The sequence below is a fragment of the Rubritalea sp. genome, from assembly GCF_051252225.1.
Taxonomy (GTDB): Bacteria; Verrucomicrobiota; Verrucomicrobiia; order Verrucomicrobiales; family Akkermansiaceae; genus Rubritalea.
The window spans coordinates 1-23,632 of sequence record NZ_JBPOGE010000005.1; the positions used below are offsets into that span (position 1 = coordinate 1).

Sequence of the window (23,632 nt, forward strand, 5' to 3'; positions counted from 1 at the left end):
GGAGCGGTAGCTCAATTGGTTAGAGCACCGGCCTGTCACGCCGGAGGTTGCGGGTTCGATTCCCGTCCGCTCCGCCATCTCTTTTCAACGCACAAACATCGACTAAGTGGAGCGGTAGCTCAATTGGTTAGAGCACCGGCCTGTCACGCCGGAGGTTGCGGGTTCGATTCCCGTCCGCTCCGCCACTCGTTGATTAAAGGAAAGCACACCATTTGGTGTGCTTTTTTATTATAGCTAACTAAGCGGCGAGGTCTAACTTCTTGCCAAGTGATTGAGTATTCGTTACTCACTTATTATTCACCTCGGGACTATTCATTGTTCCAGAGATGAGAGCCTACACATTCCCCCATGTACTGATCAGTGCTTGGGGTTTTTATTTTTTGAGGGAGGACTGAAGAAGTCGGCGATAATGAAAACGTTTCTCCAACATTTAAAAACAGGTAGGTTTACTCCATATGAGGGGAGTCTCTACGCGCATTTTCCAGGGCTATGGATGACCATGTTACAGCTGACAGCGTGTTTAGTGTTTGCTGTACAAGGCTGGCTCTTGGTTAAGGGGGAGTTACATTGCTGTGCTCAGCTTTTTCCTGAGGGAGTGAGTGATACTTGGGTGGATACACTGCATCTATATTCGGAGCTGGCGCTTGGCTATGGGTTAATGGGTGGTGTCCTCGTGACTTTGCTTGTTCGTATTCCTTATTTTTTGGTGCTTCGCTGGGTGCTGCTGTTTCTCAGCCTGGCTTCCTTATGCGTGGTAGTTTCGCAAATTTCAGGTGCAGATAAGGGAGATTTGCTTGAGCTGGTAGGTGTTATTTCTATTCCTATCATGCTGTTTTGGATGTTGAGTGCACCTCGAGCGTTGAAACAGTTAGGTTGGTTTTTTTGTGTTCTGTTATTTCTGGCTTTGAGCCTTAATGGTGTGGGATTGGTCGAGCTTGCTCAATCTGATGAATGGGTAATATCTATGGAGAGTGCTATGGGGATTGTGAGTCTAGCGCTAGGTATCTCGTTGCTCATTCCCTTTTTTCGAAGGACCGCACTCTATGGAATTCTTGTGATGTGCGGTGTGAACTTCTATCTCTTATTTAGGGCAATGGATGGAAGCAATTTATTGGACCCACTTCTGAATTTGGTGACTCAGGGAGTTCTTCCATTGTTGATATTGATGCTTCTGCAGACATGGAATCCCAATAATCGTCTGACCTTGAGTATGATGGAGATTAGCTCACAAACTCGGAGAATTCTTTCAAGGGCTCCGATTCTACATAAGTGATGCAAGTCGCTATGACTGTTCTTTTCTGAGCATCCATACAGAGGTCAGAAAGAGAAGGAGGTTGAACAGGGCGAAGGCGGAGAGTAGATAGAAGGTGTTATAATTGGCTCCGCGCAAGGATTCTATTTGTTCCATAAAGAATGCGTTATCTTTTGCGTAGTCTGGGATCTCGGGCATGTTCGAAAGGGTGTGATAGCGAAACCCTGCAAGTGTTGCCCCAAGAATAGTAAAATAGGCAGAAAGCCGGCGGACCTTTTTCCAATGGGATTGCTTAGGGGGCCGGGATTTTCTGAAGAACATGGTGTCACATAGTTAACTACTTCAAATGATCCTAACAATAGAAAACCTAGAGGCGGGATCCCACTGGACAAATCTAGAGTGGCAAACTATTGCTAGCGCATGAAGATTGAACCAATTGGAACGTACCGTTCGACATGGGGTGAAGGCCCGATCTGGTGGCAGGGTAAATTGATCTACGTGGACATCGAGCAGCACAAGGTGATCAGCTTTGACCCAGCGAGTGGTGAGGAAAAGGAATTTTCAGTAGGTGAGCGTGTCGGGACAGTGGTTCCACGCGAGACCGGCGGTTACGTGATCGCTGGCGACAATGGTCTCTATTTCATGGACGCAGCTGGTGAGCTGACCTCAATTGCTGATCCAGAGCCTGACAAAGCGAATAACCGCTTCAATGATGGTAAGTGCTCGCCCGACGGACATTTCTTCGCTGGAACTATTTCTTTGGTGAAAAAGGAGGGCGATGCGCGCCTCTATAAACTCGATAAAAATGGCGAGTTTAGTGAAGCATTTGGTCCGGTGACTAACTCGAATGGACTGGCATGGTCTCTTGATGGAACCAAGATGTATTTCATCGACACTCCTCGCCGTGAAATCCTGAGCTTCGATTACGCCAAGGGTGAAATTTCTAACATGCAGTCTGCTGCTGACACGGGTCACATCGATTCTTCTCCAGACGGGATGACAATCGATGCGGATGGCAATCTCTGGGTGGCGTTCTGTCACGGTGCTTGTGTCGCGTGCTTCAATCCTGAGACGGGTGAAGAGGTCCGCCGAGTGGAGATTCCATGCCTTGAAACAACTGCTTGCGCCTTCGGTGGTGAGAATCTAGATGAACTCTACATTACGACTGGCGTGCACAAGTCTGAAGTAGAAGAGCACGCAGGCTTACTCTTCCGTGTTACAGGGCTCGGAGTAAAAGGCGTTCCAGCTTTTGCTTACCAAGGTTAGATTCACTGTAATAAAACACAAATTGGCAATTGCGGCTCGCGCGGTTGCCAATTAGCTTTTCGCCGCCATGAAGAACCAGCCATTAGTTATTGCAGACCGCAGCTTTGATTCACGTCTGATGACGGGTACAGGGAAGTTCCCGTCGAATGAATCGATGCGTGATGCATTGGCTTCTTCGGGTTCACAGATCGTGACCGTTGCTCTGCGCCGTGCTGATCTCTCAGGTGGTATGGATCCGTACGCGAACATTCTCGAATTCATCGATCCAGAGAAGTATTTGCTTCTGCCAAATACCAGTGGCGCGATGGATGCTGAAGAAGCGGTCCGTCTTGCGCGTCTCGCTGCCGCAGCGGGGCTTCCTAAATGGATCAAACTTGAGATCCACCCAGACCCAACCTATCTCCTTCCCGATCCTATCGAGACGCTCAAAGCGGCTGAAATTTTGGTCAAAGAAGGGTTTACAGTTCTTCCTTACATCAATGCTGACCCAGTGCTGGCAAAGCGTTTACAGGAAGTGGGAACTGCCGCCGTTATGCCTCTCGGTGCTCCGATTGGCTCTAACAAGGGCGTGGTGACGCGTGATCAGATTCGTATCATCGTCGAGCAAGCTATCGTGCCCGTAGTCGTCGATGCTGGCTTAGGCGTTCCTTCTCACGCAGCCGAAGCCATGGAGCTCGGTGCAGATGCCGTACTGGTGAATACTGCGATTGCGATTGCGAGTGACCCTGTTCGCATGGGGCTTGCCTTCAAGGCCGCCGTCGAAGCTGGTCGCGCAGCTTACGAAATGGGGCTTCCTGAAGTGATCGATGGTGCCTCTGCGACATCTCCACTCACAGGGTTTTTAGATAGCCTGTAAGCTCTATTTCCTTGAGAAGCTTCTTCAGATGAGTTGACTGCTTAGCCGTCAACTATTCCTCTATTTGGCATAGATCAAACTAGTTCATCGAAACTCGAGTTAGCATATTTTCATGCTCTGCATTATCACACTTAATTCTAAGTGGTGGTGCAACTAACTATTGATCAGTATCATAGGTGATTCATTGAGCATGGTTTCTGTTTTTCTATCCGCAGATCATCAGTATGAATTTTTCCTGTAGACAGAGGTGAGGAGTTTGAGCAACTTTCCAGCAGTACACGAATCACGTGTTCTATAAAATTTTATGAAATCCGTGTTCAAATGTATTCTGGATAAGGTCGTTGTTAGGCTAGGAGTTCTCTCAGTGATGGCTATTCCCTATACTGGAGCTGCAGAGAGTCAGTCATCTGAGTCACCACTCGTTGAGTTTCTGTCCGATAAAACCTACACAGATCAGGACATTACTCAGATCGCGTTTGGCTCGTGTAATAAACCTACGAGGGATCAAGGTTTTTGGGATGTAATTAGGGCTGAAAAGCCTGACATTATGCTGCTGCTGGGAGACAATCACTACGGGAATACATCGAATCCAGTGCGTTTGAAAAGGGCTTATGACAAATTGGCGACCATTCCTCAATACAGCACCTTTCTTCAGAATGTTCCAACATTGCCAACGTGGGATAATCACGACTATGGCGATAAATACCCTGGGCGACTTCATCCTCATGCTGAGCAGTCAGAGCAACTGTTTCTGGACCATTTTTCGATTAAAAAAGAAGATGCGCGTCGCTCGCGAGACGGTATTTACGGGAGCTGGACTTTTGGAGAGAAACCTCATCGTGTGCAGGTGCTTATGTTAGATTTGCAGCGATTTCGTGATCCATTTCAGGAAGGGACTAGAGAAGAGCAGTTTGCCCCACAACCGGGAAAAACACTGATGGGCTCAGAGCAATGGGAATGGTTTGAAGAACAGCTCAAGAGTGAAGCGGAAGTCCGCATTATAGGATCCGGGATTCAAGTGCTCTCCAATGAACATGGGTGGAGGCGCTGGGGGATGTTCCCTGATGATCGGGAGAGGCTGCTTCGTGTCATTAGTGAAGCAAAAGGAACCACTGTGTTATTGTCCGGAGACAGGCACCGTGGCGAGATTTCGGTGATGAACCCAACGAGCGAACGGCCGCTGTTTGATGTCACATCCAGCAGCTTTAATGTCTGCTATCCTGGTGAAGAAAAAAATAGTTTGCGGGTTGGAGAAATAATCGATGAACCACATTTTGGCTGGTTGGACATCAATTGGGACGAAAGTTCGATCAAGGTGCAATTGCTCTCCTCTAAGACTGGCGCTCCTTTGCTCACCAATACTGTGAAGATTCATCCCTGATCACACTTTCACATTGTGGATGATGTGTAATATCTATCTCAAGAAGAGGTTGAGGAGACGGAGCCTAGGTTGTTAAAATCGGCTCCTCTGGCATACTCTATTTCGTTGTCATCCTATTATTTTTAATATGGAGTGACTGACAACCTATGAAAAAACTCTTTTTGTTCACCGTTTTTACCTTCTGTTCTCAGCTTCATGCCGATGATGCCCCATTTGGGGATAGTTCCTATAAAACTGGATTTGGTGGATATCTCTACGACCTTAAAAAAGATGAAAAAGGGGAAGCAACAGAGGTCGCGCAAGGATCAGGGAACTCGTTGACCCGATTTTATGAAGCGTTTGGAGATCTCATTAGGAAAAAATTCTCAGAGAGGGCATTAGATAAATACGCGGTTGCGGATGAATATAACGGACTGAAGTATTTTTATGTCAAAAGCATAAAAGCTGAAGAGGCTCCAGCTCAGTTTGGTTCGTCCTACATTGATCCTATGCAAATCATTATGGTCTACAAAGGCATTGTAGAAGAGGCTCCGAAGAAAGAGTTTCGTTTTGCTGGAGTCTTTGATGATGCGATGTGTGTCTTAGTGAATGGGAAACTAGTGTTCTATGTTTCACGTCATGAGGATGAACTCCGCTATAAGCCTGCTGAAGTAAGTAAGCGCAGAAAGGATGAGGGGGTGAACCATATGGCATATGGGAATTATATAAAATTGAATAAAGGGGATGAACTGACCCTAGTTGCCGCAGAGGTTCCTGGGGGAGGGATGAGTGGTAAGCTACTTGTACAACTGAAGGGGTATAAGTACGAAGACGACAAGTATGAGGACCCTGTCCTGCATCCCTTCGTCTGTGCTGAACTCACCGAGGAAGACGAAAAACTTCTTGGTGGGAGCCAATCTACTCTAGAGGATTTACCGACTTTTCGCTTCAAGCTAGATTAGTGGAGCTAGAGAAGTTTTTTCACGGATCCAATTTTGAGTCTAAAGTAATCCTGTGTTCAGTAAAAGGCGGGCAGCAAATTCGTAGTTTGGTGAGAATTGAGAAAATTTCCTAAAACCCACTATTGCCAAGTGGATGATGCGGGTTTATCGATGCGTATGAGCTTAATTGCAGACGATTCCGCCCTCATGGCAACTACTAAGTCCCTATGTGAGACACTTGTTTCCCAGGACGCATTCAAAACTCTTCACGGCAACGTAGAAGCATTCCTTTCTAACGACGAAGCACGCCTTCAGTACCAAAATGTTCACGAAATGGGTGACGCGCTTAATAATAAGCAGCGTTCAGGTGTTGAGCTTAGTGATGCTGAAATCAACGAGTTCGAGCAAGCGCGTGAGCAGCTTCTTGAGAATGGCACAGTGACTAACTTCATGGATGCACAGCGCGAACTTCAGACAGTTCAGCAGTCCATCAGCAAGTACGTTGGTCTTACTCTTGAGCTTGGTCGCGTACCAACTGAAGAAGACTTCGCGGCAGCAGCTGGTGACGGCGGTGGTGGCTGCTGTGGTGGTGGCGGCGAAGGCGGCGGTTGCTGTAGCTAAAACCTCTATCTCGCTACGATGCGAGATCTATAAAATTTCTAAGGCTTCTGACACTTTTGATGTGTTAGAAGCCTTTTTGATTTTTGTGCCTATCGGCTGAGATCTCTGGGTAGAGATAATTATTCTTAATCGTCCCTGCCTATATTAAAAGAGGGCGCCGTAGCGTTGTTGGAGCTGAGCTTGCCATTTCTCTAGGAAAGAGAGATTGCGGGCAAGTTGGGGAAGCTGTTCCTGAGGAATGTCGTTTGGGAAATTCGCGGTGATGGCTTCTTGACTGTGCTCAATGATGGCAATGAGCGCACTGAGCTTGTCTTGGACTTCCATCGACTCACCTTCGAGCAAGGCCTTGGCGAGGACACTAGTGGCTGAGGACTTCTTGCGGATAAATGCATCCGCTTCTTGTACGAGACTGCCGACCTGCATGAATAGGTCCATTAGGTCGTTGCTCACAGCTCCCCTCGAGTCGTGTGGGATTTCCTGAATCTCCATATACGCCTTCAGACGTTTGGCTGGAGATTGTAGGGCCGCGTAGGCGAGGTTTACTTTCTCGAACTCTGCTTTCTCCCCACCACTGTCAGGGTGGTGAGATGCTGCTAGGTTCTTATAGCTTTGTTTCAGCTGATCGAGATCGATGCTTAAACTGGGCTCGAGAGAAAATGTTTTGAAGGCGTTCATTTGATTGAAAATGTTAAGCGAGTTTCGCGAGTTTCGCGAGTGCGCGCTCGGCAGCGAAGAGGCCTAGGGTAGCTGTCATGTGAGTGATGGAGCCATAGCCGCTGGCACAGTTCAGACGCATGTCTCGGCCGTCGGCGTCCTCTGGTTTTTTTGTAGAGACGCTGCCGTCACACTGAGGGTACACGGCTTGCTCTGTGGAGTAGATGGCGTCGATGTAGAATTTTTTGGACGGCTTAGTGCTGTGCCCCTGAGGGTAGCCGTATTGAGTACGGAGCTTGTTACGAACTTGGGCGAGGAGCGCATCATTACTGATCCGTGCGAGATCGTTTACCAGGATTTTTGACGGGTCACGTAAGCCGCCAGCGCTCCCACAGCAAATGACTGGAATCTCGCGTTTTCTACACTCAGCTACCAAATGGGTTTTCTCTATCGCCCTGTCGATAGCGTCAATCACTAGGTCGAAATCATTTTCAAAGAAGGCTTCGAATGAGCGCTTACTGTAGAATGTATGCAGGTTGTTGACCTCGCAATCTGGATTGATGGCTTTGATACGCGCTTCCATAGCATCGGTTTTTTGATGGCCGATGTTGCCATCCATCGCGTGGAGTTGGCGGTTGATGTTGGTCACGCAAATTTCATCGAGATCGATCATCGTGATTTTCCCCACACCTGAGCGCGCGAGAGCTTCCACAGTCCATGACCCAACACCGCCAATGCCGACGACTGCGACATGGGAATTGGTGAAATTTTCGAGAGCTTTGACTCCGTAGAGGCGAGCGATACCGCCAAAGCGCGAGATGGTATTTTCCGAGAGATTCATAGTGCGTTTCTGAATCGAGACAGAATTACAAAATTGGGGAAATGTAAATAGACTTAAAGCAGCCCGAGCTCTTGCGCTTTGTAGAGACTGGCGTGGATCTTAAAATCGATGTCATAGCCTTCACTTTGTTTCTGTGAGAGAAAGGTATCGAGCTCAGTGAATGGTATCACATGCACCGTGATATTTTCTCCATCCACTCCACCACCAGCGTGGACTTTGCTAAGTTCAGTGGCTGCAAACATGTGAGTGATTTCAGGAGTCATTCCGGCAGATGTGGGGCTGGCGATGAGTTCCGTGATCTTTCCCGCACAGTAGCCAGTTTCTTCGAGTAGCTCCCGTGCTGCAGAGTCCGCTATGGTTTCTCCTTTGAATTCTGGTTCATCGCCGACAAGGCCTGCTGGGACCTCGATTACACGTGACTGAGTAGGAATGCGAAACTGTTCAACAAGTATGATCTCGCCTGCGTCTGTAATGGGTAGGATGGTAACACAGGATGAAGCATTCGGGCGCTGCGCAAATTCCCAATGACCACGCTTATAGAGTCCGAGGTAGGCGCCCTCGTGTAAGACTTCGATTTCGCTCATGGCTGTATCCAAATAGGGTGGGGAGGGAGAGTAAATACCTTTCTGTCTTACGGCAACTTCCACTCTGCTCTGAGTTTGACGTATTCTGCTTGTGGTAAGAGAAGGTAGAGCGGGTTTTTACTCGGGTCTATCTTGCTGATTAGATCGCGAAGGTTGGCTTCTGGGAGGGTGGTGCAGCCGGCGGTGGCTGATGCGCCGCCATTACGCCAGATGTGGAAGAAGATAGCGGAGCCTCCATTTGGTTTGGCGGCTTGGTTGGCGTAGGCTGTGTTGTGACCGATGTAGAGCTTGAGCGAATGCGGGTAATCGTTTTGGCGCATTTGCGCTTTCTTTTCCCATTCGGAGCTCGGTTCGTGGTCGAGAAGGATGTGGCGGTTGTACATGGAGGAAGTGGAGTCTTCTACCCAGAGGTCGCGAGTGGTGACCCGGCGGTAGGGGAGACTTCGGTGCTTCTTGATGCTTTTGTGGACACCATAGGCTCCACCTATTTGGAACACGCCCGCTGGAGCGCGCCCGTCACCTTCTTTTTTAAGATGGGGAGAGGTGGTGAATGGGTGGATTCCGCGTCCCCAGGCGAGACCATTCTTCCCGAGTCGTCCGGTGACTGGCTTAGTGGCAGCTTTCCAGCCGCTGCGGGTGCGTTCGTAGAGTGTGACGCTGACGTAGGACGAATCCCAAGATTTTGCGGTGCCGACGATGAGCTGGTCGCAGTTTTTTGGGATTTCCCAAGCTGTCGCAGGCAAAAGGAGTAGCGTAAAGGCAAGGAGGATACGCTGGATATTGCCTTCGAATGTTGAATGCTTAATGTTGAATGCTGATTGACTAGGCACGTTGTTGAGCGGTTTTGGTGATGCTTGTTAGGAGGGCGACGATGTTGAGTAGTGTCGTCTTTAAGTTTGCTTAGTTTTTGTGAGGAAACAAGTTCATAGGCGATGAATAGATTGATCCAGTATTGAGTCTCTCTAGCCACTTTAGCTGTAATACACATCTTCGAAGTGAAGTCTTTCTTTGATTGTTCGGCTTGAACCTCGGAGACATTTGCACCTATTGAGGTTCCCGAACGTAATATTTGCTCAGCAATAGTATATGGAACGGCGGCTTCAGCTAAGAGAAATTTATGGAGCTAAACAATACTGACTGCAAATTGAAAAGAAAGCTCCTGAATAGCATTAGGCCCAGACATCACAGATAAAAGGGTATTAAGGTTTCAGAACTCTGGCAATTCAACATTCACCATCGAGCATTTAACATTCTAATCAGAGTTGATTTAGTCGAGTTTCTGGCATAGGTAGCAGGGAATGAGCGCTCAATTACCAGATGCCAGTGGTCACTTCGGTACTTATGGGGGAATGTTTGTCCCTGAGACCTTGATGGCTCCACTGCAAGACCTTGCTGCGGAATACGAAAAAGCGAAAGCTGACCCGTCATTCCAGGAAGAACTTGATTATCTTTTACGCCAGTACTGTGGACGTCCTACGCCATTGTACTACGCTGAGCGCTGGACGGAGCTCCTAGGAGGAGCCAAAATTTATCTTAAGCGTGAAGATCTGCTGCACACAGGTGCACACAAGATTAACAACGCAATTGGTCAGATTCTTCTCGCTCAACGCATCGGTAAGAAGCGTATCATCGCTGAAACTGGCGCAGGTCAGCACGGTGTGGCAACAGCGACTGTCTGTGCGCGCTTCGGCATGGAATGCATCGTTTACATGGGTGCTGTCGATATGGAGCGCCAGGCGCTTAACGTAGCGCGTATGCGTTTGTTAGGTGCTGAAGTGAGATCGGTGACTAATGGTCAAGCGACTCTCAAGGATGCCGTCAATGAAGCGATGCGTGACTGGGTGGCAACTGTCGACCACACGCACTATATTCTCGGCTCAGCACTCGGTTCCCATCCATTTCCAATGATGGTGCGCGATTTCCACCGCGTGATCGGTCTCGAGGCACGTGAGCAAATTCTCGAGCAAGAAGGGCGTCTACCTGACCTCTGTATTGCTTGTGTTGGTGGTGGCTCTAACGCGATCGGACTTTTCCATCCATTTATTGACGATGAAAGCGTTGAGCTTATGGGCGTGGAAGCTGGTGGTGATGGAATCATCAAGGAGCGTCACGCTGCTCGATTCCAAGGCGGTAAGCTAGGAGTTCTGCAGGGAACAAAGACATGGTTACTCGCTGATGATGATGGCCAGATCGAGCTCACTCATTCTGTGAGTGCTGGTTTGGACTATGCTGCAGTTGGTCCTGAGCACGCTTACCTAAAGGATATTGGACGTGCGGATTATACCTATGCTACGGATGATGAAGCGCTCGCTGCCTTTCAGGAGTTAGCCTCTGCTGAGGGAATTATTCCTGCACTTGAGAGCTCCCATGCGATGGCTTACGTAAGCAAGATTGCACCGAAAATGGGTAAAGATAAAATCATCATCGCGAACCTTTCTGGTCGCGGTGATAAAGATGTCGAGCAGGCAGCAAAGTATTTGCTGAAGGACTAAACATATTTACTATAAACTTTGCAGTCCACTGTGGTTATTTTACCGCAGTGGACTTTTTTTATGACCGTGCTTAGCGATGACTGAAGTGATGCGGTTTTCTAGTGTTGTTAAGTGCTAATTATGAGTGTGTTATCTCTGTGTTTTTGAGTCTATCCTTTCGATGTTCTTAGGAACTTTCATCATGTGTGTATATTTTGAACGTGTGTTTAGTGGCTGTGTATTAGCGTGTTGCAGTTAATTATTTCGCTTTGACAATATTAGAAACCTCGCTTAACGGATTCCCGCCCCCCCGAAACAACACACACACGAGATAAATATGAACAAGATTCCCCTCGCAATCATGGCATGCTTTGCCGCGGTTGCTACCACCCACGGCTCCACTATTATTTATAGTGAGGACTTTTCTGATACGGTCCTATTAGAAAATGGAAATCCTTATCTAGGTGGCTATTATGGCAATACTGTAGAATTCGGCGAATATGCTGGAGATGAAATGAGGATAGCTATCACGGCTGAGGACACTCTTAAGGTCACAGCAGACAGCATTCTGAGTAGTGCTGGAGTCATCATTGATCCGAATAGTTTTACACCTGGTGCAGGTACGTATACTTTGTCTTTTGACATTGTTTCTTACGTCGCTGGCGCTGGTGATTTTTCTTCTGTCAGTATATGGTCAGGGAGTAATTACGGCTCAGATTCATCCCCTGATGCATTGATCCTGGATACATATCTTAACGAACTTGCTACGGCGGGTGATGCTACTTCTGAGCGTCTCTCGTACGAGACGTATACTTCTACTGGATCTGCATACTCTCTGACATTCGATTACGATGGAACGAGTGCTATTGCGTTGTTTTTCGGTGCAGAGAACAATAATGGTTTTCCGTTTCCTGTAATTGAATACGATAATATCACGATTACTTCAGCAGCGGTTCCTGAACCAACTTCCATGAGCCTTCTTGCTCTTGGTGGTCTGACTCTAGCACTAAGAAGGAAGCGCTAAAGACTCTTTAAGTGCTATCGACATATTTCAAATCAAAGCGCTCTGTTGATTAGGGTGCTTTTTTGTTGGGGGCAATATCTATATATCCACAGTTACCAGTTGAGGTTGTGATTATTCACACTATGAAAAACTAGGTGTAATTGATGACGATCATTTTCTCTTCAGTCATGTCGTGGATGGTTTGTTCGATACCACCGAGGCCGAGGCCTGAGCTTTTGCGGCCACCAAAGGGCATCCAATCGACTCGGAAGGCAGTGTGATCGTTGATCATTACTGCTGTGGCATCCAGCTGAGTTGCTGCCTGCATAGCTTTATCAATGTCTTGGGTGAAGATGGCAGACTGGAAGGCAACTTCTAAGCTGTTAGATTCAGCGATGGCTTCTTCGAGTTCTTCGTAACCATAGAGACAAACTACTGGCCCAAAAACTTCTTCGGTGCTGACTTTGCTCGTCTTATTCGGAGAAAGTAAAATGGTGGGAGCGTAGGTGGTCTCGCTTAGGATTTCTCCGCCGCAGAGTAGAATGGCCCCTTCTGCGATGGCTTCTTGTACCCACTGGTGAACGCGTTGCACTTCTGAGGGCGTGATGAGGGGGCCGACTTGCGTGTCTTCATCGAGAGGGTCTCCGACGCTGAGCTCTTTTGCTGATTCTTTAAGTAATTCAGCAAGTTTGTAGAGAATGCTTTGCTGGACGTAAACACGTTGGACTGAGACGCAAACTTGGCCCGCGTGGTAGAATCCACCTTTCGTGAGAGCTGGGACGACTTTGTCGAGGTCGGCATCGGCTTCAATGATGACAGGAGCAACTCCACCATGCTCGAGTGCGCAGCGTGTACCGGGTGCGAGCTTATTACGGAGTGACCAACCGACTTTGGCCGAGCCAATGAAGCTGAGGAAATTGACGCGCGAGTCAGTGGCTAGTTTCTCAGCGACAGCGGATGGACAAAGGACGACCTGACACCAATCCGCTGGGAGGCCAGCATCGATTAAGATATCTCTGAATGCTAAGCAGGAGAGTGGAGTGGTCCCAGCGGGTTTGACAATGACGGGACAGCCTGCGGAAACAGCCGTGGCGACCTGGTGGATGATTAGATTGAGCGGGTGATTAAAGGCCGAGATAGCTACTACGACCCCAATCGGTTCACGCGAAGTGTGAGCAATTCTATGCAGAGAGGCGGGCGTGTGGCCCATTGGAACTGAGCTGCCAGTGAGTGTGTTGATGGCTGCAGCTGCAAGTTTAACGCCTTCGATTGCTCGGTAGACTTCTACTTTAGAATCGATCATCGGCTTACCACCTTCTTTGGCTGCTTGTTGGGCAAGTGAGTTGTGATGCTCTTCTAGTAGCTGGGCTGTTTTGGTGAGAATAGCGTGACGTTCCCAAGCTGGAATCCATTTCCCTCTATAATCAGCTAAGGAACGCGCAGTTGCTAAAGCCGTGTCAATAGCTGCTGCATCTTGCAGTGGAAGTTCAGCAATGAGTTCTTGCTGGTAGGCTGAGTAAACTTTGAGGGTGTGAGACATGGCTAGAGGAGGTAGTTTAGAAGAGAATAGGAGGATTAGCGGGAGGTCGCTAGAGCAAAGTTAGAAGCTTGTTGCTTCATATAGAATTAAACAAAAAGAGGACGCAGCGAATGATGCTGTGTCCTCTTTGGTGAAATATAAAATTAGCTACTAGTGTCTACTTTTGAAGAGTGAAGGTGCAGTATGGGACACCGACTTGCTTGCCATCTGCGAGGATGAAGTAGGCGGAGATTTTTTGTTTCCCTTGGGCTAGGTCTGTATCGATTGATACGGAGACATCCTTATCTGTGACTGCTTGTCTGCCGATTTCTTTGCCGTCGACTTCTAGAACTACTTCTTTGATGTCGAGTGCTTGGCCTGGATAAGCGCAATATGGCTTATCAACTCCTGGGCGGTCAGGCTGAGCTGGAAGTGAGGCTGTGATCGCAGCATTTGCTTGTGGGTCCCAGCGGAAGAACGCGAGGTTGTATTTTCCTGGAGTTTCTACTTCTACAGCCCAATAGCCGTCGAAGTCCTCAGAGATGAATTTTTTGAGACCACGGATGTGAGACTGGTTCCATGGTGGAAGCTTTTGAGAGATCCAGTCGTGGCCGTTGAGTGTCACGACTTCGGACTTCTCGTTTCCAATGATGAACTCAGCAGTCACTGCATAGCCTGGCTCGAGGTCATCCCACCATGAGTCATAATAGCTACGGAGTAGCTCTACTTTTTCTGGGTGCTTGCTAGCGAGGTCATTCTTTTGTGCTGGGTCATCTGGAAGGTAGTAGAGTTCTTTGCCGTTGATGAGGCGCCAGTCTTGAACCATGACGGAGCTTTTTTTCCATTTGATAGGGTCGACTACACGCTGTGAATCAGAAATGACGAAGCGGTCTTTCCAGTCTTTGGTGTCACCTTCGAGGAGTGGGACGATGCTGACACCGTCAAACTCAACACTAGGATCTTTTTCAACATCACAGAGCTCTAGGAGTGTCGGGGCGATGTCTACAACGTGAGTGAGTGTCTCAACCTCACGCTTAGATGTCATCTCTGCATCTGGATAGTAAATCATGAATGGTACACGGTGGCCGCCATCATACTCACTATCTTTTTTGCCCTGCATGCCTGCGTTATAGGCTTCCGAACCATGAGCGGAGCCGTTGTCGGTCATGTAGATGAAAATGGTGTTGTTTTCGACGCCTAGTTCCTTGAGGAACTTTCTTGTTTCACCGATGTTGTCATCGATGTTTGTGATCATTCCGTAGAATGCAGCAAGGTCACCTGGCTGGTCTTTGTAGAGATCTAAGTATTTCTGAGGTGCAAGGAGCGGAAGGTGGGGAGCATTACTAGCGATATAGGCAAAGAATGGTTTCTTTTCTTCTACGCATTGTTTGATCCACTGGCGACCTTGGTCGAAGAAGACATCGGTACAGAAGCCGTCGACTTTAGTTAGTTCACCATTGTTACGGTAATGACCAGTGAAGTAGTCATTATTCCAGGCGTCTGGAGTTTGACCAACGCCACCAGCACCGTGACTGAATGTGTGGCTAAAACCTTTGTCTTCTGGGCGGAACGGGTAAGCGTCTCCGAGGTGCCATTTACCGAAAATACCAGTTTCGTAGCCAGCATTATGTAACATGGTGGCGAGAGTTACCTCGTTTTTACGGATGAGGGAGCGACCATTGATAGTGTGCCAGACACCTGTGCGGTTTGCCCAGTGGCCAGTCATGAGAGCTGCACGTGTCGGCGAACAGGTGGGGAAGACGTGAAAGTCTTCTAGATTTACTGACTCGCTGGAAAGTTTGTCAATGTTAGGAGTTTTGACGTGCGGGTTGCCATGACAGGCAAGGTCGCCGTAGCCTTGGTCGTCGGTAATCACGAGGACGATGTTAGGTTTTTCAGCAGATGTAGCTACCGCGGCCGTGATTAGGCCAAAAAGTAGGTTTACGATGGTTTTTTTCATACGATTAGGTGGTGTGCGGGGGGAGCTAACAATGAGTGTAGCGAGTGGGGCTTTTAACTCATGCAATAAGTCGTTTCAAGGAGGGAGATGAATTTCCTCCTTCTTGAAACGACTTTAAACTCCCTTTACTGAGAAAGGGTACTAGTTTTCGACTTCAACGATCATGTTGATTTCAACAGACACATTGAGAGGAAGTGCGGCTACTCCACAGGCTGTGCGCGAGTGGATTCCTTTTTCGCCAAAGATCTCAACGAGTAAATCTGAGCATCCGTTGATCACTGTCGGGTGACCGTAAAAGTCTGGCTCGGAGTTGACGAAACCGTTGACGGTGACGATCTGCTTTACTTTGTCGAGTGAGCCAACGGCGTCTTTCACTACAGCAAGTCGGTTAAGTGTGACTAGGCGTGCTGCTTCTTGCGCTGTTTCGATCGTAGTGTCCGTAGGGACTTTCCCTTGATAAGTTTCTTCTACTGGAGGGATGCCGCCGGCGAGAAAGAGGAGGTTGCCACTACGTGTGAAGTTTACGTAGGAGCCAGCGGGCGCTGGAGCTTCTGGTAGTGTGTAACCGAGTTCGGCAATACGTGCTTCTATGTTCATATTGAGTACTAGTTAGAATGTTAAATTAAATCTAGCCGTTCCTTATTTAGTCTTTTCAAGAGCTGCAGCGACGAAGCCAGCGAATAGCGGGTGTGGCTTGTTAGGCTTGGACTGGAATTCTGGGTGGAACTGAGCACCAATGTAGAACGGATGCTCAAGAACTTCTACTATTTCAACAAGACCTTGATCAGCTGAAACTGAGCTGACCTTGAGACCTGCGTTTTCGATTTGCTCGCGGTAAACAGGGTTAAACTCATAGCGGTGACGATGGCGCTCAGAGATGAGTTCACTTTTATAAAGTTCATACGCCTTAGTGTCTTTATAGACGACGGAGTCAGAGGAACCAAGGCGCATACTTGCTCCCATAGTTACGACACCTTCTTGCTCTTCTTGAAGAGAGATGACTGGGTGAGGAGTATTTTTATCGAACTCGGTGGAAGTAGCCCCTTCGAGCTCACAGACATTTCGTGCGAATTCGATAGTAGCGATCTGCATACCGAGGCAAATACCGAAGTATGGGATGCCGTTCTCACGAGCAAACTGTGCTGAACGAATTTTCCCTTCAGTACCGCGGTCTCCGAAACCACCGGGAATGAGAATGCCAGTCACATCCTTAAGGAGTGTGGCTGGTCCTTCTTCTTCGATCTGTTCTGCGTCCACTCGGATCACGTTGACTCGGGTGTCGTGAGCGGCACCTGCATGAACGAGTGATTCGTAGATAGACTTATAGGCATCTTGAAGTTCGATGTATTTACCAACTACTGCGATAGTAACTTCGTGCGTTGGGTTGATTACGCGGTCTACAAAGATACGCCATTTTTCAAGATCTGGAGTTTCTGACTCGAGTCCGAGACGGTCACTGACGAGACGGTCTAATTTGTCACGACGAAGGTCGAGTGGGCATTCGTAAATGGAGTGCTTCACATCGCGGAATGCGACCACGTTCTTCGCTTCCACATTACAGAACATTGCGATTTTAGCGCGGTTGTCTTCATCAAGGTCGTGTTCAGTACGGCAGACAATAATGTCAGGAACGATACCGATTTCACGAAGCTTTGCGACGGATTGCTGAGTTGGCTTTGTTTTAATTTCACCAGCGGCTGCAATGTAAGGAAGAAGGGTGACGTGAATGAAGCAGACGTTGGCGCGACCGACTTCGAGTGAGAACTGGCGAAGGGCTTCGAGGAAGAGGTGGCCTTCGATGTCACCAGTCGTTCCACCGATTTCGGTGATGATCACATCAGCATCGCTCTTAAGAGTGACTTCACGAATGCGGTCTTTAATAATGTCAGTACAGTGTGGGATAAACTGAACTGTTTTTCCGAGGTACTTACCAGCACGCTCGTTCTTGATCACATTTTCAAATACCTGACCAGAAGTGATGTTATTCAGGCTAGAGCATTCACAGTTCGTGAAACGCTCGTAGTGACCTAGGTCGAGATCAGTTTCAGCACCATCAGCTAGAACGTATACTTCTCCGTGCTGGTATGGGGACATCGTGCCCGGGTCGACATTGAGGTAGGGATCGAACTTCTGAATGAGAACGTCGAGGCCACGGTGCTCTAGTAGAGTACCTAGGGAAGCCGCTGCGAGCCCCTTGCCGAGTGAGGAAACAACGCCACCAGTGACGAAGATGTATTTTGTAGGATGTGCCATGTGAAAATGGATGTAAGATTAAGAGTGTGTGATTTGTGAGGTGAGGAAGCGTTCTAGCTCTTCAGCTTGTTCTAGAGTATCGATTCCGCCAGAGGTGTCGTCAGTGATGATGACTTTAATGCGAGCATTATTCTCGAGAGCGCGAAGCTGCTCGAGAGATTCAGCTACTTCTAATGGGGAGGGAGGCCATTGGACGAATTGCTGTAGAAAGTCTTTGCGGTAGGCGTAGATACCTTTGTGGCGAAAGCAAGTGAGATTTGGACTTTTACTACGCTGAAAGGGAAGTGGGGAACGCGAGAAATAGAGAGCATCACCATTATGCTTCAACACACATTTGACCACGTTAGGGTCCTGCATGAGTGCGTCATCATCGAAAGCATTGGCGGCAGTAGCCATTTCTAGCTGATCGTCATTTACTAATACTGACGCGAGTTGATCGATGAGCGTCGGCTCGATAAGAGGCTCATCACCTTGAATATTGATAAGGTGAGTGGCTTGTGGAACTGCCTGAGCAGCTTCGGCTATTCGATCAGTCCCGGTGGGATGGTCAGTAGCTGTCATGGTGACATTTGCTCCAAATGCTCGGCATGCACTAGCAATACGCTCGTCATCCGTAGCGACAATGATGCTATCCAGATTTGAGCACTCTTGGCAGCGTTCCCAAACGTGTTGCACAAGCGGTTTTCCCGCAATGAGGTGCAATGGTTTTCCCGGGAAGCGGGTAGAGGCCCAACGAGCTGGAATGATCCCTAAAACGTAATGGTTAGAATGGGTGTCCAAAGTATGCGCTGCGGCAGATTAGGAGCGCTGCATGTGGCAGGCAAGGTTCTTTTGTTACGAAATTGTAAAAGTAAATTTTTAATAATGAATACGATTCTAAAGCACTGAAGTTGATCTTAAACCAGTTTTTCAGATTTAAGATAATCGAGGGCTTTGGAGAGGCTCTGCTGCTGTAGAAAGTGGTGGAGCTGGGCTGGGATGTTCCCTCTATTTTCTTGATGCCAAGCGACAATGTCTTCGCTGACTGATTGAAGCTGGCGTAGTTGGCTCTCCGGATTGTTTTCGCGTAAGTCTTGATCTGAGATGACATCGAGACGGGTTTGGAGCTGTGTGGCGAGTTGTTTGAAATTGGCTGACATGGTGAAGGCTGGGGTAGATGGTTAATTAAGTAAGGTAAAGTAATTCGTATCGACTTTGAGGGACGAGTGGTTAGCTTGCGAGTTATGAATGAAATTGCGGAGAATTTCAGTAGGATCGATTGGGTGGTGGTATTTGGTTACATGCTGCTCACAACCGTGATCGGGCATATGATGCGCGGTCAGCAAGCAACGATCAAAGACTTTTTCCTTGGTGGAAAGTCGCTGCCCTGGATGGCGGTAAGTGGATCTATCGTGGCGACTGAAATCTCAGCACTCACTTTTATTGGTGTGCCCGGTATGGTCTATGCGATCAATGGGGACTGGACTTATCTTCAATGGGGGATCGGTTCGATCGTAGCGCGAATTATTGTAGGGTACTACTTGGTGCCTATCTATTATGAGCGGGAGATATTTAGTCCTTACGACTTTATGGGGCATCGCTTAGGTGAAGGGGTGAAGAGACTGGTGACTGTCTTGTTTTCTTTAGGGTCTATTTTAGGTCAGAGCGTGAGAGTTCTGGTGACTGCTATTATTCTTAAGACGGTAACAGGCTTAGACATGAATACCTGTATTTTGATCATTGGTGCGTTTGCTGTGGGGTGGACACTGATGGGGGGGATGCGCACCGTGATCTGGACTGATGTAATGCAGTTCGGAGTTTTTATTATTGGCGGACTAGTTTCCTTCATTTGGCTATGGTCAGCCGTCGGCTGGGGGAATGTCATAGACATAAATCGTTCTGTTTTTGTTGATGGCGCGGCCATTGATAAGATGCGGATCTGGGATTTCACCACAGACCCGGCTGTTAGTTTCACCTTTTGGGTCGCAGTGATCGCGATGCCTTTTCAGAATGTCGCGGCCTTTGGTACTGATCAGCTTAATGCTCAGCGTATTTTTTGCTGTGGCTCAGCGAGTGATGCGAGAAAAGCTATTGTATGGAGTAGTGTCTCACAGTTAATCACCTTGCTGATGCTTGCCGTGGGTTCGGGTTTGTTTGCGTGGTATACTGTGAATACACCAACACCAGCAGAGGCTAAGTTGTTCACGGAGGATGCGAGTAACGTGTTTCCTGTCTGGATTGTGTCAGAGCTTCCTACTGGTCTGAAGGGTTTGATCGTAGCTGGTGCGTTTGCAGCTGCGGTGTCGAGTTTGGACTCCATTCTCGCGGCTCTGTCCCAGACCTCCTTATCAGCTTTTTATGGGCAGAAGTATATGGAGGAGAATAGTGATGACCGGAAAATGGTGACGAAGTCGCGAGTACTTGTGTTTGGCTGGGCTATACTTCTCTCAGGTATGTCTATTTTGTTAAGTATCAACTATTACTCAGATACAGGTGACAGGAGTCTGATTGGTTTGGCCTTTAGAATGGTGAGCTATACTTATGGTCCGGTACTTGCGATTCTTATACTGGCTCTCTTCTCTAAGCGGCTTCCCTGGACCTTTACGAGTATTCTTATAGGAACGGTTCTTTCGGTGGCTCTTAGCGCTTATATGCAGGATGATATTTATAATTTGTTCAGCGCTTTAGGTTTTGAAGAACTCGCAGAACTTAAGAAAAGCCGACCTCAATTGAGCTTTGCATGGTTTTACCCAATAACCACAGTTCTGACATTGGCTGTGGCTACTTTGATAGGCTGGATGATGCTAAAGGAGGATGAGCGTGTATGATGAATCAAGTAGTCTGTTAGGCTGAAGTTGATAAACGACTTTACTGTAAATAGGTAGCGTTAAAACGCTGCCTATTTTTTTGAAAAAACGGCTGTTAGAGTTACTGTTTTTATATAAAAACCAATCTGTTAGGTAGTGTTCAAAAGCCCTCTATCGCTTGATCTATGTAGGTTTGGGAGAGTTTTCAACGACTTGTGAACACTTGTTAAAATTTAGTTTAGAGAAGTTTACTATCCATCGCGTCAAGCCTCTAAAAAAAAATAGCCGTGGAACCCTTGTGGAAACTCTAAAAACTTTTTTTGAGAGGATGTTCTTTTTTAAAAAGTTTCCCTAGTGACTCGGTCGGCATGTATCAAATCCGTCACTCGCCTCACAAAGACGGTGTGAGAACGAAAAGCCAGGAACTGAACTACTACACGAGCGGAAGCTACACAAATGCACGAATTACGAACCCAACTGACCCATGATGATGCATCAGACTCTCAAATTTTTTCTGGAGATCAAAAGATCTGGAACGCAGTTTCTAGTCACCTTCAGGAATTATTAAGCCCAGACGCATTTCAGCGTTGGTTTGACGGCGCTGAGTGCGCTGAGATTTCACAGAACGAAATCAAAATCGCAGTCCCAAGCGATATCCACCAAGTTTGGATTGAAACAAACTTCATGCCAGAGCTTCAGGCGGCTGTATCTAAAGTGTTAGATGCCTCTGTAGTTTCTAAAGTGATCGTAGCAGGATCTGAAGATTTTACTCTTGAGGGTGGTTCAGATCAGGACACGTCAGAGCATAGTGTCTCACTTCCGGTAGCAGATCAGTTGAGCTTAGAAAAGAAGCTTAGGACTGTGGGGCTGAACCCGCTCTTTAACTTTAAGCGTTTTGTTGTCGGTCAGAACAGTGAGTTTGCTCACGCTGCGTGTACTGCTGTAGCATCAGGCTCAGGCGTTTCCTATAACCCGCTATTCATTCATGGTGGTTCAGGTTTAGGAAAGACCCACCTCATGCAGGCTGTTGGAAACCGGATGCTTGCTGAAAACCCGAATGCCAAGGTAGTTTATCTGACAAGTGAGAAGTTCACTAATGAGTTCATCGATTCGGTGAAGAAGGGTGACTTAGATAAGTTTCGTCGTAGGTACCGCAAAGCAGATGTTCTGCTGATTGACGATATTCAGTTCCTTGCTGGCAAGGAGCGTTCACAAGAAGAATTTTTCCATACGTTTAATACTCTGCTCGATCTCCAAAGCCAAATTGTCCTGACTAGTGACCGCCCGGCATGTGAGATTAAGAAGTTTGAACCACGTCTTATTTCACGCTTTGAAAGCGGTCTAACTGTAGAAACGCAGTCACCACGCATGGAGACTCGTGTAGCGATTCTTCAGAAGAAGATGGAAGACTGGGATGTGGAACTCTCTGATGAGGTGATTCGCTTTCTCGCGGAACGCATCCGCAGTAACGTCCGTCGCCTTGAAGGAGCTCTTGTTCGTCTCGCGACCTACGCATCTCTCGGTGGTTCATCCATCACTATCGAACGTGCTGAAACTCTACTTCGTGATATTCTTCGTGAGGAAGGTGCTAAGCAGGTCAGCATCGACGCGATTCAGAAAATTGTTTCTGAGCACTTCGATGTTCGCCTCGCTGATATGAGCAGCCGTCGTCGCCCCGCGAATATTGCTTTTGCTAGACAGGTCGCAATGTACCTCAGCCGTAAGATGACTCAATCCTCTCTGATGGAGATTGGTGATGCCTTTGGTGGTCGTGACCACGGAACAGTGATTCACGCTGTTAAGAAGGTGGAAAGCCGTATGGGTAAGGAATCCATGGTACGCGATACTGTTGATTTGCTAGATGCAATGCTGCAGCGCTAGTCTTCATATTTCCACATAATATTTCTCTCAAAAGGTCCTCGGAAACGAGGGCCTTTTCTTTTTCTTTGGAAATAGTGAACAAATCGCGCGCGAGCTCGACATACTACATATTGTGTCTTTGTGGACAAAAGTAGCCATATAGAGCAAAAGTAGTAGTTGGTCTTAAAGAAGACTTGCGTTTGCTGGGGGAAAGTTCAATTTAATCCCGAACATCACCGCTTCTGGTAACAGAAATTACTAACAACGGCCTTATCTTTATGAAGTTTACGATCTCTAAGCAGTCCTTTCTCGATGCCCTCCAACAGGTGCAGCATGTAGTAAGTAACCGCACTACACTTCCGATCCTTTCTAACGTGCTTATTGAAGCAGTTGGCAGCGAACTGAAATTAACCACAACTGACCTCGATGTAGGTGTGAGTGGTTCAGTCATGGCAGATGTAGAAAAAGAGGGTGCTACCACACTTCCTGCAAAGCGTCTCGTGAGTATTATTCGTGAGCTTCCTGCTGAGAATGTAGAGATTTCTGTAGACAACAAAAACTACGCTAGCATTAAGTCTGGCCCATCGTTCTTCAAGATCATTGGTCTCGGTGAAGATGAGTTTCCTCCGCTTCCAAAATTCGAAGAGGCAAAAGAGTACAAGATGTCTCAAGAGGTGTTGTTAGATTCACTCAAGAAAACTTCATACGCAATTTCGACAGATGAGACACGTTACGTGCTCAATGGTATTTACACATCCTTTAAAGAAGGAAAGATCACACTCGTTGCAACTGACGGCCGTCGCCTTGCAATGGTGGAAAACGATCTCGAATTCCCAGCAAGCAATGAAGCCGATGTGATTATCCCATCTAAGGCTGTGCAAGAACTTCAGCGTCTTCTTACGGATAAAGGTGATGTGATCATCCGCCTCACTGATAGCCAAGTGGCATTCGAAATTAATGGAAGCCTTCTCGTTTCTAAGCTCATCGAAGGGAATTACCCTAACTACCGTCAGGTGATTCCTAACAACACATCGGAACGAATCCAGGTGAGCCGTGTGGCTTTCCTTGAAACTGTACGTCGTGTTTCGCTTCTTGCTTCAGATAAGTCAAACTCCGTGAAGCTAGCCTTCGGTGCTAATAGCATTGATGTCATGGCGAATTCACAAGATATTGGTGAAGCATCTGAGCGTATTGATGTGACCTACTCCGGTGCTGAGTTCGCGATCGCGTTCAACCCTGACTTCCTCATGGCTCCCTTGAAAAATCTCGATACCGAAGAAATCTACCTCGACCTCATTGATGAAATGAGCCCAGGGGTTATTCGTATTGAAGGTTCCTTCCTCTACGTGATCATGCCGATGCGTGTGACTAACTAAGTAACCGCCTAATTTTTTCAAATGCCGAC

The 23,632-nt window shown here is 47.6% G+C and carries 22 protein-coding genes, 2 tRNA genes and 1 pseudogene; 13 read left to right on the top strand and 12 right to left on the bottom strand.

Translation table 11 applies throughout. The annotated features are described in order from the left end of the window. From ACSHX2_RS06450 to ACSHX2_RS06460, 3 genes are all read left to right on the top strand, one after another. Nucleotides 1-77, top strand: a tRNA-Asp gene (locus tag ACSHX2_RS06450). 31 nt (nt 78-108) lie between these two features. After that, a tRNA-Asp gene (locus tag ACSHX2_RS06455) sits at nt 109-185 on the top strand. A gap of 224 nt (nt 186-409) precedes the next feature. Beyond that, nucleotides 410-1,273: a hypothetical protein gene (locus ACSHX2_RS06460; protein ID WP_435691734.1), complete on the top strand. Its 864-nt coding sequence runs from the start codon at nt 410-412 to the stop codon at nt 1,271-1,273. Between the two features lie 9 nt (nt 1,274-1,282). On the opposite strand, the gene ACSHX2_RS06465 is transcribed toward ACSHX2_RS06460, so the two are convergent. Further along, nucleotides 1,283-1,450, bottom strand: a complete 168-nt coding sequence (locus ACSHX2_RS06465; RefSeq protein WP_435691735.1) for a hypothetical protein — start codon at nt 1,448-1,450, stop codon at nt 1,283-1,285. Between the two features lie 222 nt (nt 1,451-1,672). Between ACSHX2_RS06465 and ACSHX2_RS06470 the strand changes: the two genes are divergently transcribed. From ACSHX2_RS06470 to ACSHX2_RS06490, 5 genes are all read left to right on the top strand, one after another. Next, nucleotides 1,673-2,518, top strand: coding sequence for an SMP-30/gluconolactonase/LRE family protein (locus ACSHX2_RS06470; RefSeq protein WP_435691737.1), 846 nt, complete (start codon nt 1,673-1,675; stop codon nt 2,516-2,518). 67 nt (nt 2,519-2,585) lie between these two features. After that, nucleotides 2,586-3,374, top strand: a complete 789-nt coding sequence (locus ACSHX2_RS06475) for a thiazole synthase (protein ID WP_435691739.1) — start codon at nt 2,586-2,588, stop codon at nt 3,372-3,374. A gap of 304 nt (nt 3,375-3,678) precedes the next feature. Beyond that, a complete protein-coding gene (locus ACSHX2_RS06480; protein WP_435691741.1) occupies nt 3,679-4,755 on the top strand; it encodes an alkaline phosphatase D family protein in 1,077 nt (358 codons plus the stop codon). 146 nt (nt 4,756-4,901) lie between these two features. Next, nucleotides 4,902-5,696: a hypothetical protein gene (locus ACSHX2_RS06485; protein ID WP_435691743.1), complete on the top strand. Its 795-nt coding sequence runs from the start codon at nt 4,902-4,904 to the stop codon at nt 5,694-5,696. A gap of 96 nt (nt 5,697-5,792) precedes the next feature. Next, complete coding sequence (locus tag ACSHX2_RS06490) at nt 5,793-6,296, top strand: YlbF family regulator (RefSeq protein WP_435691745.1); 504 nt, start codon at nt 5,793-5,795, stop codon at nt 6,294-6,296. Nucleotides 6,297-6,440: 144 nt separating this feature from the next. On the opposite strand, the gene ACSHX2_RS06495 is transcribed toward ACSHX2_RS06490, so the two are convergent. The 5 genes and pseudogenes from ACSHX2_RS06495 to ACSHX2_RS06515 form a co-directional block, all read right to left on the bottom strand. Further along, nucleotides 6,441-6,971, bottom strand: a complete 531-nt coding sequence (locus ACSHX2_RS06495) for a DnaJ domain-containing protein (RefSeq protein ID WP_435691747.1) — start codon at nt 6,969-6,971, stop codon at nt 6,441-6,443. 13 nt (nt 6,972-6,984) lie between these two features. After that, nucleotides 6,985-7,791, bottom strand: coding sequence for a tRNA threonylcarbamoyladenosine dehydratase (locus tag ACSHX2_RS06500; protein WP_435691749.1), 807 nt, complete (start codon nt 7,789-7,791; stop codon nt 6,985-6,987). Between the two features lie 53 nt (nt 7,792-7,844). Then, nucleotides 7,845-8,375, bottom strand: a complete 531-nt coding sequence (locus tag ACSHX2_RS06505) for an NUDIX hydrolase (protein ID WP_435691750.1) — start codon at nt 8,373-8,375, stop codon at nt 7,845-7,847. 47 nt (nt 8,376-8,422) lie between these two features. Then, nucleotides 8,423-9,205, bottom strand: a complete 783-nt coding sequence (locus ACSHX2_RS06510; protein ID WP_435691752.1) for a L,D-transpeptidase family protein — start codon at nt 9,203-9,205, stop codon at nt 8,423-8,425. A gap of 95 nt (nt 9,206-9,300) precedes the next feature. Then, a pseudogene (locus tag ACSHX2_RS06515) lies at nt 9,301-9,456 on the bottom strand (four helix bundle protein); the annotation flags it as partial. A 217-nt stretch (nt 9,457-9,673) separates the two neighbouring features. Between ACSHX2_RS06515 and trpB the strand changes: the two are divergent. Next, nucleotides 9,674-10,867 carry a tryptophan synthase subunit beta gene (gene trpB, locus ACSHX2_RS06520; RefSeq protein ID WP_435691754.1) on the top strand — a complete coding sequence of 398 codons (1,194 nt, stop codon included), beginning with the start codon at nt 9,674-9,676 and terminating at the stop codon, nt 10,865-10,867. Between the two features lie 316 nt (nt 10,868-11,183). Further along, a complete protein-coding gene (locus ACSHX2_RS06525) occupies nt 11,184-11,870 on the top strand; it encodes a PEP-CTERM sorting domain-containing protein (protein ID WP_435691756.1) in 687 nt (228 codons plus the stop codon). 130 nt (nt 11,871-12,000) lie between these two features. Here the strand turns inward: ACSHX2_RS06525 and ACSHX2_RS06530 are convergent, their stop codons facing one another. The 6 genes from ACSHX2_RS06530 to ACSHX2_RS06555 all read right to left on the bottom strand — a co-directional run bounded on the left by ACSHX2_RS06530 (nt 12,001) and on the right by ACSHX2_RS06555 (nt 18,720). Beyond that, a complete protein-coding gene (locus tag ACSHX2_RS06530; protein WP_435691758.1) occupies nt 12,001-13,389 on the bottom strand; it encodes an aldehyde dehydrogenase family protein in 1,389 nt (462 codons plus the stop codon). A gap of 157 nt (nt 13,390-13,546) precedes the next feature. Continuing rightward, nucleotides 13,547-15,328, bottom strand: a complete 1,782-nt coding sequence (locus ACSHX2_RS06535) for an arylsulfatase (protein ID WP_435691760.1) — start codon at nt 15,326-15,328, stop codon at nt 13,547-13,549. 141 nt (nt 15,329-15,469) lie between these two features. Then, the gene (locus ACSHX2_RS06540; protein ID WP_435691762.1) at nt 15,470-15,925 is read right to left on the bottom strand and encodes a RidA family protein; all 456 of its coding nucleotides are present in this window, start codon (nt 15,923-15,925) and stop codon (nt 15,470-15,472) included. Between the two features lie 42 nt (nt 15,926-15,967). Next, nucleotides 15,968-17,581, bottom strand: a complete 1,614-nt coding sequence (locus ACSHX2_RS06545) for a CTP synthase (protein ID WP_435691764.1) — start codon at nt 17,579-17,581, stop codon at nt 15,968-15,970. An 18-nt stretch (nt 17,582-17,599) separates the two neighbouring features. Beyond that, a complete protein-coding gene (kdsB, locus tag ACSHX2_RS06550) occupies nt 17,600-18,361 on the bottom strand; it encodes a 3-deoxy-manno-octulosonate cytidylyltransferase (protein WP_435691765.1) in 762 nt (253 codons plus the stop codon). 116 nt (nt 18,362-18,477) lie between these two features. Continuing rightward, complete coding sequence (locus ACSHX2_RS06555) at nt 18,478-18,720, bottom strand: hypothetical protein (RefSeq protein WP_435691767.1); 243 nt, start codon at nt 18,718-18,720, stop codon at nt 18,478-18,480. A gap of 84 nt (nt 18,721-18,804) precedes the next feature. On the opposite strand from ACSHX2_RS06555, the gene ACSHX2_RS06560 reads away from it, so the two are divergent. The 3 genes from ACSHX2_RS06560 to dnaN all read left to right on the top strand — a co-directional run bounded on the left by ACSHX2_RS06560 (nt 18,805) and on the right by dnaN (nt 23,603). Beyond that, nucleotides 18,805-20,388, top strand: a complete 1,584-nt coding sequence (locus tag ACSHX2_RS06560; protein ID WP_435691769.1) for a sodium:solute symporter family transporter — start codon at nt 18,805-18,807, stop codon at nt 20,386-20,388. Between the two features lie 435 nt (nt 20,389-20,823). Continuing rightward, entirely contained in the window at nt 20,824-22,248 is a 1,425-nt protein-coding gene (gene dnaA / locus ACSHX2_RS06565) for a chromosomal replication initiator protein DnaA (RefSeq protein WP_435691771.1), read from the top strand. Between the two features lie 257 nt (nt 22,249-22,505). After that, nucleotides 22,506-23,603: a DNA polymerase III subunit beta gene (gene dnaN, locus ACSHX2_RS06570; RefSeq protein ID WP_435691772.1), complete on the top strand. Its 1,098-nt coding sequence runs from the start codon at nt 22,506-22,508 to the stop codon at nt 23,601-23,603. Nucleotides 23,604-23,632 lie beyond the last annotated feature (29 nt).

Excerpts from the sequence above, each read along its gene's own strand:
- ACSHX2_RS06460 (WP_435691734.1), top strand. The coding sequence starts at position 410 with ATGAAAACGTTTCTCCAACATTTAAAAACAGGTAGGTTTACTCCATAT.
- ACSHX2_RS06465 (WP_435691735.1), bottom strand. The coding sequence starts at position 1,450 with ATGCCCGAGATCCCAGACTACGCAAAAGATAACGCATTCTTTATGGAA.
- ACSHX2_RS06470 (WP_435691737.1), top strand. The coding sequence starts at position 1,673 with ATGAAGATTGAACCAATTGGAACGTACCGTTCGACATGGGGTGAAGGC.
- ACSHX2_RS06475 (WP_435691739.1), top strand. The coding sequence starts at position 2,586 with ATGAAGAACCAGCCATTAGTTATTGCAGACCGCAGCTTTGATTCACGT.
- ACSHX2_RS06480 (WP_435691741.1), top strand. The coding sequence starts at position 3,679 with ATGAAATCCGTGTTCAAATGTATTCTGGATAAGGTCGTTGTTAGGCTA.
- ACSHX2_RS06485 (WP_435691743.1), top strand. The coding sequence starts at position 4,902 with ATGAAAAAACTCTTTTTGTTCACCGTTTTTACCTTCTGTTCTCAGCTT.
- ACSHX2_RS06495 (WP_435691747.1), bottom strand. The coding sequence starts at position 6,971 with ATGAACGCCTTCAAAACATTTTCTCTCGAGCCCAGTTTAAGCATCGAT.
- ACSHX2_RS06500 (WP_435691749.1), bottom strand. The coding sequence starts at position 7,791 with ATGAATCTCTCGGAAAATACCATCTCGCGCTTTGGCGGTATCGCTCGC.
- ACSHX2_RS06505 (WP_435691750.1), bottom strand. The coding sequence starts at position 8,375 with ATGAGCGAAATCGAAGTCTTACACGAGGGCGCCTACCTCGGACTCTAT.
- trpB (WP_435691754.1), top strand. The coding sequence starts at position 9,674 with ATGAGCGCTCAATTACCAGATGCCAGTGGTCACTTCGGTACTTATGGG.
- ACSHX2_RS06525 (WP_435691756.1), top strand. The coding sequence starts at position 11,184 with ATGAACAAGATTCCCCTCGCAATCATGGCATGCTTTGCCGCGGTTGCT.
- ACSHX2_RS06530 (WP_435691758.1), bottom strand. The coding sequence starts at position 13,389 with ATGTCTCACACCCTCAAAGTTTACTCAGCCTACCAGCAAGAACTCATT.
- ACSHX2_RS06535 (WP_435691760.1), bottom strand. The coding sequence starts at position 15,328 with ATGAAAAAAACCATCGTAAACCTACTTTTTGGCCTAATCACGGCCGCG.
- ACSHX2_RS06540 (WP_435691762.1), bottom strand. The coding sequence starts at position 15,925 with ATGAACATAGAAGCACGTATTGCCGAACTCGGTTACACACTACCAGAA.
- ACSHX2_RS06545 (WP_435691764.1), bottom strand. The coding sequence starts at position 17,581 with ATGGCACATCCTACAAAATACATCTTCGTCACTGGTGGCGTTGTTTCC.
- ACSHX2_RS06555 (WP_435691767.1), bottom strand. The coding sequence starts at position 18,720 with ATGTCAGCCAATTTCAAACAACTCGCCACACAGCTCCAAACCCGTCTC.
- ACSHX2_RS06560 (WP_435691769.1), top strand. The coding sequence starts at position 18,805 with ATGAATGAAATTGCGGAGAATTTCAGTAGGATCGATTGGGTGGTGGTA.
- dnaA (WP_435691771.1), top strand. The coding sequence starts at position 20,824 with ATGCACGAATTACGAACCCAACTGACCCATGATGATGCATCAGACTCT.
- dnaN (WP_435691772.1), top strand. The coding sequence starts at position 22,506 with ATGAAGTTTACGATCTCTAAGCAGTCCTTTCTCGATGCCCTCCAACAG.